The following is a 14,576-nucleotide window of genomic DNA, read 5'->3' on the forward strand; positions in this document are numbered from 1 at the left end:
TAATTGCTCTTTTTAAAAATATAAAGACCTGCAGAATTAGAAAAATACAGTTTGAAAAATTCTTTTAAGCAGTTTGTTGCTGGTTTAACAGTGTATTGATACGATCCGCAGCCAATTTTGAAGCATTATAAATAAGCGTTACGATGTCAAAGTGAACTTTTGTGCGTTTACCTGTACGATTACGAACATTGTTGAGTTGAAAGTATTCTTTTAAGTAAGCATTGACGCGTTCAACTGCACTACGGCGTTTGAAAATTGTTTTCCATGCTTTTGATCCTCGTGCTGGTGCTGTATATCTTCTGAGATCTGTTGTTATTTTTACTTTATAAACCTTTTGGCAGATACCTTCGTTTGCTAGAGGACATTCACTACACTCTTTTGGTCTTGTGTATTTCAACGTTTCATATTTGGCATCAAAACTATCATAACGGTAAGAGTGTTCCCTGAAACAGGTCACGGGGCAAAATGCTTATCAAAGCCAACAGGTTCACTTTCATTTTTCTTGTTATAAGCAATGACAGATTGTTGTCCCATTTGATGCACTTGTTCATAGATTGGGTCGTAATCATAGCCAGCATCCATTGTCTGAAAGCTCAAAGAGGGAAGCGGAAGACGTTCATTGATACTGTGTCAAGAAAAAATAAATGGAATTGGGTGTGAAGTATTAATAAAAGTTCACTTGTAGCAATCACCTTTATAAAAAAAATGAAAGCACTTACAAGAAAGTGTTGACATCAAATGGGTTTTGAATTTATAATGACTTTAGTTAATCGATTACGTAAACGATTTTATAACATATGAGATTTGGTGATTAGTATGAAAAATAAAAAAGGTGTACGTATTAAAGATGTTGCTGAGAAAGCTAAAGTATCTACTGCAACAGTATCACATGTAATTAATAAAACTAGATATGTATCTGAAGAAGTTAGAAAAAAAGTGAATGAGGTAATGAAGGAACTTAACTACCAACCCAATTCTGTAGCAAGAAGTTTAAGAAGTGCTAGGACAAATACAATAGGATTTATAATTCCATTAAAACGTGAGGACACTTCAAAGTCTTTTTTTATGCACATTGCAGAAGGTATCGAGGAAAAATTAAAAAATGAGGGGTATAATTTAATATTAAGTAATTCAAAAGAAGATCCCGAACAAGAATTAAACCTTATAAAAATGTTTAATACACAAGTTGATGGTTTAATTTTGGCTCCTACAAACGAAGACTTTAAGAACATAAAAGACACGGTTGATAGTAACTTCCCAATAGTAATGATTGATAGATTGCCTATTGGTTATGATGGAGATTATGTTTTAGTAAATAATTTTCAAGGGACATATGAAGGTGTCACTGATTTGATTCAATCTGGTTATAATAATATTGGCTTTTTAAGTTCTGGCTTAGGAATAACTACTTCTATTGAAAAATTTGAAGCTTTCAGAGTTGGAATAAAAAATGACAACATATATTTTAACCCTAATAATGAAAGATTTGAAGCATACAAGGCTGCACTATCAAATAATAAAGTAAGTTTTAATCCCAATTATGTATTATTTGGTGAGTCCTCTTTTCAATCAGGATATGATCTTACTAATCAATTAATATCAAAAGGCATCGATGCTTTATTTATAGCGAACAACATAATGACTATGGGTTCGATTTTATGTATTCAAGAACAGAAAATGAAAATTCCAAGAGACATTGCTGTTATCTGTTATGACAATTATGACTGGACAGAAATTACTACTCCACCCCTGTCAGCAATTAAACAACCTGCATTTGATATAGGTGTGCGAGCTGCGGAATCGATTCTGAACAGAATAAAAAATCCCAACTCTGATTGCGCCCAAATTCAATTAAAGACCGAAAATCTAAAAAGATCCTCATATTAAATTGGTTTTATTTACGATTTACGTAATCGATTACGTAAACGATTATATTCGTATAAAATAGTAGTTATAAGAAAAAGTATATTAATTAAAGGGGGTGTAATTTTTTGCAGTACCATTTAAAAATATATTTATTATGGAGGGTGTATTATGAAGGGGGTAATTAATTTGAGGAAATCACCATTTCTAATTGGTATTTTATTACTTATTGTGTTGGTATCTGCTTGTAGTTCGGATAATGAAGTCAGTAATAATACAAATAAAAGTAATAGTGATCAGACATTAACCGTTCTTGTTGAAGGTGGTAGTCCAGCTCAAACAGTTGCAGAGCTTACAAAAGAAGAGTTCGAAGAAAATACTGGCTATGAAGTTATCATCGAGTCTGTACCATATTCAGGTGTATATGACAGAATGAGAACAGAATTAACGTCTGGTGCGGGGGCCTTCGACGTTGCAACAATTGATACCATTTGGTTACCGGCGCTTTACCAAGGCTTAGAGCCAATTCAAGAAGAAATAACTGATGAAATGGAGAACGATTTATTCCCTGGTTTAATAGACGGGGCTTCAATGGATGGAAATGTTTATGGGCTCCCTACTTGGACAAACTCTAAAATTCTACTCTACAGGGAAGATTTATTTAATGACTCTAATAATCAAGATGAATTTTCTGAGGAATTCGGGTATGAGCTTTCACCTCCAGAAACTTGGGATCAATATAAGGATGTAGCCAGTTTCTTTGGGAAAAATGAGAAATATCCTGAATTATATGGTACTAGTGTTTTTGGAGCCACGTCAGGTGATTCAGTGGCGAGTTGGTTAGACCATGTTGCTCAGGCTGGAGCGGAATCCTTAGTGATTGATGAATCTGGTGAAGTTATTGTAAACGACGACGACCATGTAGCAGCTTTAGAATTTCTTAATGATTTAGTGAATGAGGAAGGTGTAGTTCCAGAAGGGGTTCTGGAAACAGCTTCGGCAGAAACATCAGAATTATTTTATAATGGTAATTTAGCAATGATGTTAGCATGGGGGCATTTCTTTGTTCCTTCAAATGATCCAGATACATCAGATGTGGCCGGGGATGTAGGTGCGGCTCCGATGATTGCAGGAGATGGTGGAATAGGTGTTGTTCCTGGACCTTGGTATCAGGTAATTCCATCTTCATCAGAGAAAAAGGATATTGCTAAAGAATATTTGTTATTTTTGTACGAAAATAATGAATTGTATGCAGATGCTCTAGGGGTTGCTGCTAGACAGTCAGTCTTCGAAGAGTACGGTCAACAAGAGGAATTTGCACATTTAAACGAATTAGCTACCACATTAAACGGAAAACAAACCCAAAATAGACCATCAACCGACAAATGGGAGCAGATTGAAAGCGAAGCTCTACTTCCAGCAGTTCAGAATGTATTTAGTGGTTCGCAAACACCGCAAGAAGCCTTAGACGAAGCGAAGGAAATAATTGAAGGAATAGTGAACTAGAGATAACTAAATTTAAATGGGTAGGGGACCATCCCTATCCATTTAAATAAATATTATCGAAATGAGTGAGTGATAGTATGACAAAAGAATCGAGAGTTTCCATATATTTTTTCGCTCCTGCAGCAATTTTTATGTTAGTTTTTTTGTTCTTTCCTGTAGCCTTTCTAGTTAGAGATAGTTTCTTTGAAATCGATATGATTGCTCAAGGTAAAGGTACATTTGTCGGTTTGAGTAATTACATTGAGGCAATAAGATCTGAAAGATTTATTGATACAACAACGAACACACTCATTTATGTAGTAGTAGCAGTAGGTTTCGAATTAGTACTAGGATTATTTTTTGCTTTGTTATTGAATACTGCTTTTAAAGGGCATGGTATTGTAAGAACAATAATGTTAGCTCCGTTAATGATAGCCCCTTTAGTAACAGGTTTAATTTGGAGATTCATGTTAAATAACCAATTTGGAATAGTTAATAAGTTACTTTACGATTTTAACATTACTTCAAGTAGAGATGCAATTCAATGGTTATCAGATGAGAGGTTTGCTTTACTGTCGACAATAATCGCGGATATATGGTTAACAACTCCATTTATGATGTTAATTTTATTAGCAGGACTTCAAGGGATTTCTAAAACACTATATGAATCAGCCGATATTGATGGGGCGAATAAAATACAAACGTTTCTTTATGTGACGCTACCTTCGCTGTTTCCAGTAATGATTGTAGCTGTGCTAATTCGAACCGTTGATGCTGCTAGAACCTTTGATATTGTATGGGTGTTAACACAAGGTGGACCATCAAATTCTTCAGAAGTATTAAGCACTTACATGTACAAAACACTTACTAGATATGGGCAAGTTGGAGAATCAAGTGCAATGGCAGTAATATTCATTATTCTCTTGTTAGTAATAAGTTCATACTTCTTAACAGCAATGTTCAAGGCTAACAAGAAATAGAGAGGAAGATATAAATTGAGTCAACCTAATGCAGGAATTTCTAATGAGAATACTCTAGGAAGACTATTTAAGAAGAAGAAGAAAACAATTATCGGTTTAATTACCACTGTTCTAGCACTACTATTTATTAGTCCATATATCTATATAGTCTTGACGTCTATTAAACCTTCATCAGATGCGATCAGTCCATCACCAACTTTTTTTCCGCGAGAATTATCATTAGAAAACTATGTCAAAATGTTTAATCAGATGCCAATTGCAAAATACTTTTTCAATAGTTTTATTACAGCATCAATTAGTACAATATTAGCTGTATTTCTAGGAGCACTGGCGGCATATGGACTGTCTAGATTTTCATCAAAAACAGGGAATGTATTTCTCCTACTTACCTTGTGTGTGCGAATGGTTCCAATGATCAGTATCGCGATACCAATGTACATTATCATTAATGGAATGGGGCTAATTGATACTAGAGTAGCTTTAATTGTTACATACACGGCCATCAATGTTCCTTTTGCAATATGGCTCATGATCGGATTTTTCAACAATATTCCAAAAGAATTTGATGAAGCAGCTAGAATAGATGGGTGCAATATTTTAACTGCATTTATTAAAGTGATAATTCCTGTATCTCTCCCTGGATTAGCTACAGCGGCAATATTTTGTTTCATGTTAGCCTGGAATGATTTCTTATTTGCATTACTATTGACTAGTACCAATGCAAAAACTGCGACTGTAGGAATTTCAGAATTCTTGACAGCATATAACTTGGATCTGGGCCCAATGACAGCTGCCGCTGTAAGTTTCAGCATGCCGGTAATGGTATTTTCAATCTTAGTTCAGAGGTACATTGTGAGTGGTATGACGCTAGGTGCTGTAAAAGAATAATAAGTGTATTTCATCAAAGAAAAGGCCGTTCCATAAGGACATTTTCCCTACCAGTCGCACCTTCTTAAATGTATAAATTAGCTAAATGAACAGTGCTGTTTTGTGATTTTACCCTGTTGGTAGTGCTTAAATTTGGTCTGCGAAAGTTAAGTGAGAACTTATACTAAATCTAATTATTGTTTTAAATTATTCTATATTGAAATAGGAGAGTTTTATGATGATATATCATGAGAAAGAAAAACAAAAAGCCAATGATTTTATTACCAAGCTAAGTAAAGAGACACAAAAGAGCCAGTACAGGTTGAATTATCATTTTATGGCACCTACTGGTTGGATTAATGATCCTAATGGTCTCGTCTTCTATAAAGGTGAGTACCATATTTTTTATCAACATGATCCTTATAGTCCAGAATGGGGGCCAATGCATTGGGGACATGCAAAGAGTCGAGATTTAGTTAATTGGGACCATTTGCCAATTGCTTTAGCTCCTTCAGAGGAATATGACGATGGAACAGTTAATGATCATGGGTGCTTTTCAGGTAGTGCTATTGTGAAAAATGATCATTTATATCTGTTTTATACTGGTCACTCTATTGAAAAAGATCCAATGCAAGTTCAATGTATGGCGACCAGCCAAGATGGAATAAACTTCAAAAAATATGACGGAAATCCCATAATTACTGACTTTCCGAAAGATGGAACAAAGGATTTTCGTGATCCTAAAGTATGGCAGTACGAAGAATTTTTTTATATGATTGTTGGCTCAAAAAAAGATGGAATAGGTAAAGCGCTCTTATACCAATCTAAAGATCTTTATGAATGGAAATATATCGGAGTAGTAGCCGAGAGTGATGGAACTCAAGGAGATATGTGGGAATGTCCAGATTTGTTTTCATTGGATAATAAGGATGTCCTTATCGTCTCACCTATGTACGGCACAAAAAATGAGAAACCATTTTATACCATCGGTAATATGAGCTACAAGACTAAACAATTTACCCAAGGACTAGAATATACTTTAGATTATGGTTCTGATTTTTATGCACCACAAACTTTCGTAGATGATAAAAATAGGCGCATTATGATTGCATGGATGGACATGTGGTTTTCACATAAACCATCTCAGAAAGAAGGATGGGCTGGTGCGATGACTTTCCCTCGTGAATTGAAAGTCATTGATAATAAATTATACCAACTGCCAGTTAAGGAGATAGAATCTTTAAGAGAGAATCTAAAAGAATTTCAGTCATTCCAATATGAAAATGAATATATGATAGATTCTCAACAATCTGTATCGTCTGAGATTCAAATTGTCTACGATATCGCACAAAGTACCTCAAATGAGTTCGGTTTATTTGTTAGGTCAAGTGAAGATGGTCACGAAATAACGAAAATTATTATAGATATAATGAAACAAGAAGTCATTGTGGACCGTAATTTATCTGGAACTGGTGAAAAAAGTGTTTCGCGAGCTCCTGTTTCACTTATAAATGGTAAATTAGAATTAAGAATATTAATAGATACAACTTCAGTTGAATTGTTTATAAACGGTGGGGAGCAAGTTATTACAAAGCGAATCTTCCCAAATCTAAACAGTAATTTATGTAAGCTATTTGCATCAGCAGGGAAAATGAAAATTGAAAACCTTAAAGTATGGTCAATCAAAAAAGTAATAGATTGAGGAGGAAGAAAATTGTTAGGAGCTATAGAGGCAGGAGGCACAAAGTTTCTATGTGCAGTTGCAGATGAAGACTTTAACATTATCGATCGTGTTTCGTTTCCTACAACAATTCCTTCAGAGACATGTTCCAATGTATTTCAGTTCTTTGACCAATATGAACTGAAGTCAATGGGGATAGGTTCCTTTGGGCCAATTGAAGTTGATATAAATTCTTTAAAATACGGATTTGTGACAGACACACCTAAAAAATATTGGAGTAATTTTGATTTCTTGGGAACGATGAAAAAAAGGTATGACATTCCTATTTTTTGGACGACAGATGTGAATGCTGCTGCATACGGGGAAAAAATTCGGGGGGCCGCTATAAATAGTAAAAGCTGTCTGTACTTAACAGTAGGAACAGGAATCGGGGGAGGAATGATTATAAATGATCAAATTCTCGAAGGATTTAGTCATCCGGAAATGGGGCATATTTTAGTTCGTAAGCATGAAAATGACCCATTTGTAGGTGCTTGTCCCTTTCATAAGGATTGCTTGGAAGGAATGGCGTCTGGTAAAGCTATTGAAGAAAGGTTTAACAAAAAAGGTAACGAACTTTCCGAGAGCGACTCATTTTGGGAGATTGAAGCCAATTATATGGCTCAAGCGCTTATGTCATATACATTAACACTTAGACCAGAGATAATTATCCTCGGTGGCGGTGTGATGGCGCAGGACCATTTACTTCACTCAATCAGAAGTCAATTTGAAAAGCTTTTAAACCGATACGTTTTCACACCACAACTTACAAGTTATATAGTTTCACCAGGTTTAAAAGGTGATGCTGGTATTGTCGGTGCGTTATTATTAGCAGAAAAAGTAAAGCAAGGGAAATAAATTGTATAAGGTAAGTTGAAAAATAAAAGGGGGGCATAAACCCTTTTTGCTCTTCCAATACTCAATAGAGTCCTAAAGCATAAGTTCATTAACTACTTCTTTAATTTGAAAGTGACTTTGAAAAGTGATAATAAAAGAGATTGTCGGTGTTCATTGTGTTTAATAGGTAAAGTGACAGTGAATCGGTCAACATATGGATAGATAACCAAAGAAGAATTTTAAGAAACTTAAAAGTATTTTCTAGCTTTAGTATTGAAAGTGGATAGAAGATTTTTGTTAGTATCAAGGAGTCTCTCAAATGAAAATTAGTATAATGATATTATTCTTGCAATGAATTGAAGTTTTTAGAAAGCGCTTTCCGTCTTAAATGAAAGATAATAAGAATTGAGTGAGTTCATAAAGTCTTATGAAGAATCTGAACGTCTTTAGGAAAATACTGATTTTTCTTGTCAAGTAATAATCCTTCTGAGCGAAAATAATCAGAAAAGCTGCAGGAAAAGCACGAATTCGTAAGGCTTTACTTCCAGCTATATCAAGGAAAACGTAGTTTATGAACAAACACACTAAATTGATAGGAGAATTTATTTATGGCTAGTAAAAATTATTACGACGTAACAGAGTGGCCAGTCGGTAATCCGTATGAGGATATTGGTGAGGTAATCAATAGCATTATAGCAGATATTAAAAGTAGGCAAACGGACACTGATGTGAATAAAGGCGGAAAGCCGGGTGCGGTTATCTATATTCCACCGGGAGATTATCATCTTGGCAGTCAAGTAGTTATAGACATCAGTTATCTTAAAATTATGGGTTCTGGACACGGGTTTACATCTTCGAGTATTCGTTTTAATACTTCTGAGAATGAATGGGCGGATTTGCATGAATTGTGGCCGGGAGGAAGTCGCATACTCGTAGATATTCCCCTAGAAGTGAATGACGAGGAATATAAAGGAGCTGCATTTTATGTTGAACGAAGTGGAAATCCCCGAATAAGTTCGGTAGAGTTTTCTGACTTTTGTATTGATGGTTTGCATTTTATTGAAGATGGTTCAGGAGAAACAAATCCGGAAAACACATACACTAACGGGAAAACGGGTATTTATGTTGCAAGTGCTTGTGACTCATTTCGGATTACAGGCATGGGGTTTGTGTATTTAGAGCATGGAATTACTATTTATCATGCAGATGCACTGACTATACATGATAATTTCATAGCTGAATGTGGTAACTGTATAGAACTTCGAGGTTGGGGACAGGCTTCAAAAATAACCGATAACTTGATAGGAGCCGGTTTTAAAGGATATTCAATTTACGCTCAAAATTTTGGTGGACTTTTGATTACAGCGAATAATGTTTTTCCACGAGGTGCGAGCAGTATCTATTTTGATGGTGTGACACGTTCCAGTATCACAAATAATAGACTTCATTCATTTTATCCAGGAATGGTGGTATTCAGGGAAAATTGTTCGGAAAACTTGGTTTCTTCAAATCACTTTTTACGTGACCATGAACCTTGGACTCCTTTTCTGGGAATAGACAATGGTTTAGATGATTTGTATGGTCTCCTCTATATCAGTGGCAATAATAATTCTGTAATTGCTAATCACTTTTCTGAAGTAATTAATACTCAGAACATCAAGCCGGTAGGTGCAACACCTGTAATCATACGTATTGTTTCGAGTAATGGAAATTATATTTCTAATAATCATGTTGTTGCCACCGAGGTTCATGCCAAGATAAGTGATTCTTGTTTCTCTGCGCAAGTAGACGCTTTGTTGACTACCGAAGCATCAGAGCCGCTTACCGTAACAACAGTATTGGTAGAAAAAGAATCGCTTCAAAATACGATTCTTGATACGGGAAGTGATGCACAGGTTGTTATGGACAAGACTGTAAATGCATTCAGAGCCACTCCAACGCCAGGAGCATAAATAATATATTCAACGTATTCGTTAATTGAACGATAGAACGATTATGAGGAATGTTAGATAAATCCCAAACCATTCCATCAAACTCATTGTACTGACCATTCGTTATTAGAATGTTTGTTGCTGTAGATGTCTGAATCTGAAGAGATTTAAAAGTGTTTCCACTACACTCATTCGGTACTGTCTCTGCAGAAATTAATCTTATACAGTTTACACAGTCATCAATGACTAGCTTATCAAAGCTATTAGCATTTATATAACTGTATCCACTTTGAGGTTTAAGCGCTATCAAGTATACCCCAGTATTGAATCCGACTACCTTTACATTCTCGAAAGTTACAAAGGAAATCTCGTGTCCTGGTCCGTTTTTTTGAATATAGATATAATCCTGTTCCTCTATGAGATCCGCTCCAATTAATGACGGTAGCATCACGAACCTGTGCTTTAAACCATGAATTGTAATACTTATTTTTACCATCCAAATAAATAACTGTAGCATTGAACTGGCATCATCAATTGCAATATAAGCACCAAATAACGAAGCATTTCTCTGTAGCTCTATTACACAAAAACTCCCTGTTACAATAAACCTTGATCCATAACTAAAGTGAAGAGCTACCCCTTCCTTTATTATGATTGGTCCTGTGATGCTGTAATCTCTATCGATTAGTACGACATTACGTTGTTAGCAAATGCATAATCAATGGCATACTGAATCATAGTTGTATCGTTTGATGCAGAGAAGTCATCTACTCTAATCAAGTTGCCTTCCTCCTTTATCTATAATCGACACGCAGAATTCTATTGCGTTCTATATAGATTAAGTAAGAGACAAGCAACTGATAGGCTTATGGCCTAGAGGTCTTCTTATTTTATTAATAGATAATTAAATAGATATTGATAATATCATTGAAGAACCATCAAATAAGAGACCAATCGACACTTACGTAGGAATATGCACATTTATACACAAAGGGTAAGGCTGATAACATAATAGTTTTATTGAGTGATCTTGGAACAGCAGCATCAGCACTGACTTTTGCACCTTTGGAAATGAAATCTCAAAGAATAATAAGGTAGTAGTTCTGAAGGATACGGATGGATCGATATAACCAGCAGGACGGTGCCTAAGATCAGTAAAAGAATAACGATAAGTCCCGATTGTGAAGATACGGAACTGACAATAAAGCCCGCCATCCATTCAATCGTTCCTGTTTTGATGAGCATGCCGGAGACCATCAGTGTGCTGGCGAAAAAGAGCATCATGTCCCAATTGATCGATTCTTTCGCATCCTCCCATTCCCAGACGCCTATATAGGGGAGGAGGGTGAGTACGGCTCCGAGGAGACCGACGAGAGGAATGGAAAAGCCGTGGAAGCTCGAGGTTGCCCATAGGAGTAGAGTGATGCTCATAGTCATGATTACTTTTTTTCTGTTCTTTTCACTGGTCCTAACTCTGCTAATCTTTCATCAATAAGTTTCAATAAGTGTTCTCTGTTGATGTTTTTAGGTGGGAAGGTACGAATCATAACGCCCCACAAAATTAGCGTGAACAGGATGATAGGTAATGCAAAATAGCCAAGCCAGGTTATGTAGTTGATCGAGTTCGAGATATCTGTGAATAGCCCAAATGTGTAGATGGTGGAGCTTGCGCCTGTGGCGACAAAGGCACCCGCGATTGCCGTTAAGTAGCTGATGCCGATGAATAACGATTTTCCTAAATTCTCGATTTTATTTATCTCATTCAGGCTCTTTAATAATCTGTCAAGGACAGAGGAAACAAGATTCGCTTTTCCAATATTGGAAGGAATCAGGATAGATAGAAGAAGCATAAGGATATAGGAAATCAAAATTAGTCCACTACTGGACCCTCTTGAAGCTGTCAGCAGCTTTAGGGAGAGCCGGCTTGCGAGACCGGTCTCGATAAAGGCATGGGAAATAATAAAAGTAGCAAATAGAAGCCATACGATTTCCGAGCTGATGTAGGCGAGCGTTTCTTCATAGCTGAAAAAATGAAAAGATAAGAGCAGAATAAACAGTAGTGAACTGAAGGCTAAAGAGAATACTCGTCCAATCCACAACATTTGGATGATCACTAAAGATGCGATGGCTTGAATTTTAATATCCCAATCGAATACGGGTTGAAAAAATAGGATGTAAATAATGAGGGGGGATAGAAAAAAACATTTGTTTATTCATTGATATGCTCCTCACATAGATTAAAAAAGCCACCTTCTCTACAGGTGGCTTTTCTCTTACTTCGTGGTTTGGGTTTGGCTGAATCTAGCAGCATATGCGCCGGCTGTTTTCCCAAAAACAGCCCCAGACATTAATCCAGAGCCTCCTGGATAGTTTTCGTAAAAGATTCCTCCCACCATCTCACCGGCTGCAAATAATCCCGAAATCGGATTCCCCTGTTCATTGAGTACTTCTGTATTCGCATTGACGTGTAAGCCGCCGAACGAGAACGTAATGCCACAGGTGACAGGGAAGGCATAAAACGGACCTTTTTCAATTTTCAACGCCCAATTCGATTTTGGTGTGGTCAACCCTTTCGTTCCTTTTTGATCTTTGATCGTAGGGTCATAATGTCCTTCTTTGACAGCTTTGTTGTATTCTTCAATCGTTGTCAAAAAGGCTTTTTCATCAACAGGAAGCTTTCCGACTAACTCTTCTAAAGTGTCTGCCGAATGATAGGTGGCTTCCGATCCCCAAGTTCAATCGAAATTTCAGCTTTGATGAGGTCCTGATCATCCGTATCAAATCGATTCAGCAGCTGGTGATAGCACTGATTTTGATCCGCGGAGAGAGCAAGGATTCCGAACGAGTTGAGTGCATGTTTTATCTTTCCCTGTCTAGCCTGCACAAGCGTAATCCAGGGGTAATGGGCGCTCAAGCTTTCAGGTTTTCCAAAAGCAGTACTTCTTGAAAAAGACTGATAAAAATAATATTCGGCCTCAGAATAGTCCCCATTCAAATACAAGTATTTTGCTAGTATCAGGAGTCTTTCCTGGTGGTTTGGATCCCACTCAACATAATCTTTTATTTCTTCTAAACGTTTTCTGAGTCTTTTCCCGTGCAATGTTTTCAATGTCTCGGTAGGATTATCTTCAGCAAGACATTTCATGATCTGGAGGACTACATTTTCTTTTTCGGAAAACAGTGAATCTGAAGAGCTGGATTGGTTTTCGTTAATACACAGGACATTGGGGTAAAGCAGGCAGAGGTCCAAGTAGGTTTCTTCATTTTCTGCCAATATGACAGTTGAATTCGAAAACAGGGCTGCCATATAAAAATTTATGAACGCATCCTCTTGTTTATGTAACGATTCTGATATACAGCTTATGACAGCATAGGGGTTGAATTTATTTACGTGTACCGCCCAATAAGGGTGATGGACAATTGCGGCTGTGCAGGCAGGATCAAACCTGTCGTCAAACAGGGCATCATCCTTTTTGACTGAATGATACTCGAATCCGTTATATTTTGGGAAATCAAGATGGTCAGAAGGATTATGAATAAAGTTTAGGAGATTCAGCTTCAACGTATCCAGCTCCTTTCAAGGGGAGTATTCCGGGAAAATATTATGTTTACTAACCAAGGAGTGAGTTTGCACTAATTTATGAAGGCGGGACATAGATTATTCCTCAAGAAAGAGCTTAGAAAAAGGGCTAATCAAAATGGAGATGTATTGGCCCAAAAAAGGGCCGCAGTGGGATGGAGTTGCAACTGTTCAAGGTAAAAATGGGGAAAAAGGATTGATATTAGTTGAAGCTAAGGCACATGTCCACGAGATGAGGTCAACCATAAAAGCTAAAGATAATAAAAGCATAGAATTAATTCATAGAACAATTGGCAATGTCAAAGAAACTATTGGATCCCAGGCAGTTTTAGATACTTAGTTAAACGATACGCTTAAGCATCGAAATCCATTGTACAGAACTGTTGCTTTAATCTTACAGTAGTATCGAAAAGTTCTAGCTGGTGAGATGAATCAACAAGACATACAACAACTCTTACAGGAAACATTTGTTTACCCACAGGAAGAAGATGTTTTATTTGAGCTTTACTGGGTCATTCAATTAATTAAACAAAATGCTCGAAATGTACATTTACAAGTAATAGATGGCAAGAATAATCTCGTTGCTCATTGGGATGATGGTGATTACTTGTATAAGGTATATCATGATTCAACAGGTTCAAAACAAATAAAATTTAATATTAAAACTGTTGAAGTAAGTTTGCATAAGCATCCATTTATAAGCCGTAAATTAAGTTCATTGAGAAAAGCGGAAATTCTAGCAAATGACTTCTTTGGGAAGTGCTTTTATTCCTTTACATATTGGAGTGGTAGGCCAGATCAGATATATTAGTTGAAATGTACGAAAAAGAAACCTATAAATTAAAGGAAATCATTATCGGAGAAGTTAAGCATACTAGGAGCGTTGAATAAGCTATAACAGGGCTCGGAGAACTGTTGGATTATGTTACATTGATTAAAGATAAGAACAATAATTACTTAGATCAAAACGAAGGAATAGAGGTGAAAGGGATCTTGTGTACTGATAGAATAAACATAAATAAATCTAATGAAATACAGTTGGATTTGAAAAGGAACAATGAGGAAATAGTTCATGTTTCTTTATAGTGCTTCTAAGAATATTATGACCTTAATCGAATTATAGGTTATAGTGTACAGACTAGCAAAAGTAGGCTATTCAGAATTTAGAAACTGTGTAAGTACTGCTGTTTAACGACTGGATTATGACTGGATATTGCTCATGATTCTAGATATCATATTTAGTCTCAATCAAACCTATGAATGTAAAACACTGATAACAAAGCCACATTCATTTCTTATATTTCAGTATTTCA

11 protein-coding genes and 3 pseudogenes are annotated in these 14,576 nt (G+C 36.2%); 9 read left to right on the top strand and 5 right to left on the bottom strand.

The window, feature by feature from the left end:
• Positions 1-64: 64 nt before the first annotated feature.
• Positions 65-624: pseudogene (locus ABFG93_RS16235) on the bottom strand (transposase); the annotation flags it as partial.
• Positions 625-816: 192 nt separating this feature from the next.
• Between ABFG93_RS16235 and ABFG93_RS16240 the strand changes: the two are divergent.
• The 7 genes from ABFG93_RS16240 (at position 817) to ABFG93_RS16270 (ending at position 9,704) form a co-directional block, all read left to right on the top strand.
• A complete protein-coding gene (locus ABFG93_RS16240; RefSeq protein WP_347549056.1) occupies positions 817-1,887 on the top strand; it encodes a LacI family DNA-binding transcriptional regulator in 1,071 nt (356 codons plus the stop codon).
• A gap of 147 nt (positions 1,888-2,034) precedes the next feature.
• On the top strand, positions 2,035-3,369 hold the full coding sequence (locus tag ABFG93_RS16245) for an ABC transporter substrate-binding protein (protein ID WP_347549057.1): 1,335 nt from the start codon (positions 2,035-2,037) through the stop codon (positions 3,367-3,369).
• 77 nt (positions 3,370-3,446) lie between these two features.
• Positions 3,447-4,328 carry a carbohydrate ABC transporter permease gene (locus ABFG93_RS16250; RefSeq protein ID WP_347549058.1) on the top strand — a complete coding sequence of 294 codons (882 nt, stop codon included), beginning with the start codon at positions 3,447-3,449 and terminating at the stop codon, positions 4,326-4,328.
• 15 nt (positions 4,329-4,343) lie between these two features.
• Positions 4,344-5,216 (top strand): carbohydrate ABC transporter permease, encoded by an 873-nt coding sequence (locus ABFG93_RS16255; RefSeq protein ID WP_347549059.1) that lies wholly within the window; start codon positions 4,344-4,346, stop codon positions 5,214-5,216.
• 214 nt (positions 5,217-5,430) lie between these two features.
• Positions 5,431-6,897 carry a glycoside hydrolase family 32 protein gene (locus tag ABFG93_RS16260; protein ID WP_347549060.1) on the top strand — a complete coding sequence of 489 codons (1,467 nt, stop codon included), beginning with the start codon at positions 5,431-5,433 and terminating at the stop codon, positions 6,895-6,897.
• Between the two features lie 12 nt (positions 6,898-6,909).
• On the top strand, positions 6,910-7,773 hold the full coding sequence (locus tag ABFG93_RS16265; protein WP_347549061.1) for an ROK family protein: 864 nt from the start codon (positions 6,910-6,912) through the stop codon (positions 7,771-7,773).
• Positions 7,774-8,360: 587 nt separating this feature from the next.
• Positions 8,361-9,704, top strand: a complete 1,344-nt coding sequence (locus ABFG93_RS16270; protein ID WP_347549062.1) for a NosD domain-containing protein — start codon at positions 8,361-8,363, stop codon at positions 9,702-9,704.
• On the opposite strand, the gene ABFG93_RS16275 is transcribed toward ABFG93_RS16270, so the two are convergent.
• From ABFG93_RS16275 to ABFG93_RS16290, 4 genes and pseudogenes are all read right to left on the bottom strand, one after another.
• Complete coding sequence (locus ABFG93_RS16275) at positions 9,676-10,200, bottom strand: hypothetical protein (RefSeq protein ID WP_347549063.1); 525 nt, start codon at positions 10,198-10,200, stop codon at positions 9,676-9,678. The two genes, ABFG93_RS16270 and ABFG93_RS16275, sit on opposite strands and share 29 nt — an antisense overlap.
• A 527-nt stretch (positions 10,201-10,727) precedes the next feature.
• A pseudogene (locus ABFG93_RS23145) lies at positions 10,728-11,785 on the bottom strand (SLC13 family permease).
• Positions 11,786-11,956: 171 nt separating this feature from the next.
• Positions 11,957-12,406: pseudogene (locus ABFG93_RS16285) on the bottom strand (FAD-binding protein); the annotation flags it as partial.
• Positions 12,376-13,245, bottom strand: coding sequence for a hypothetical protein (locus ABFG93_RS16290; protein WP_347549066.1), 870 nt, complete (start codon positions 13,243-13,245; stop codon positions 12,376-12,378). The gene ABFG93_RS16290 and the pseudogene ABFG93_RS16285, both read right to left, overlap by 31 nt.
• Positions 13,246-13,381: 136 nt before the next feature.
• Between ABFG93_RS16290 and ABFG93_RS16295 the strand changes: the two genes are divergently transcribed.
• Positions 13,382-13,603, top strand: coding sequence for a hypothetical protein (locus tag ABFG93_RS16295; RefSeq protein ID WP_347549067.1), 222 nt, complete (start codon positions 13,382-13,384; stop codon positions 13,601-13,603).
• An 87-nt stretch (positions 13,604-13,690) separates the two neighbouring features.
• Positions 13,691-14,074: a hypothetical protein gene (locus ABFG93_RS16300; RefSeq protein ID WP_347549068.1), complete on the top strand. Its 384-nt coding sequence runs from the start codon at positions 13,691-13,693 to the stop codon at positions 14,072-14,074.
• Positions 14,075-14,576: the final 502 nt, after the last annotated feature.

The sequence above is a fragment of the Pseudalkalibacillus hwajinpoensis genome, from assembly GCF_039851965.1.
Taxonomy (GTDB): domain Bacteria; phylum Bacillota; class Bacilli; order Bacillales; family Guptibacillaceae; genus Guptibacillus; species Guptibacillus hwajinpoensis_E.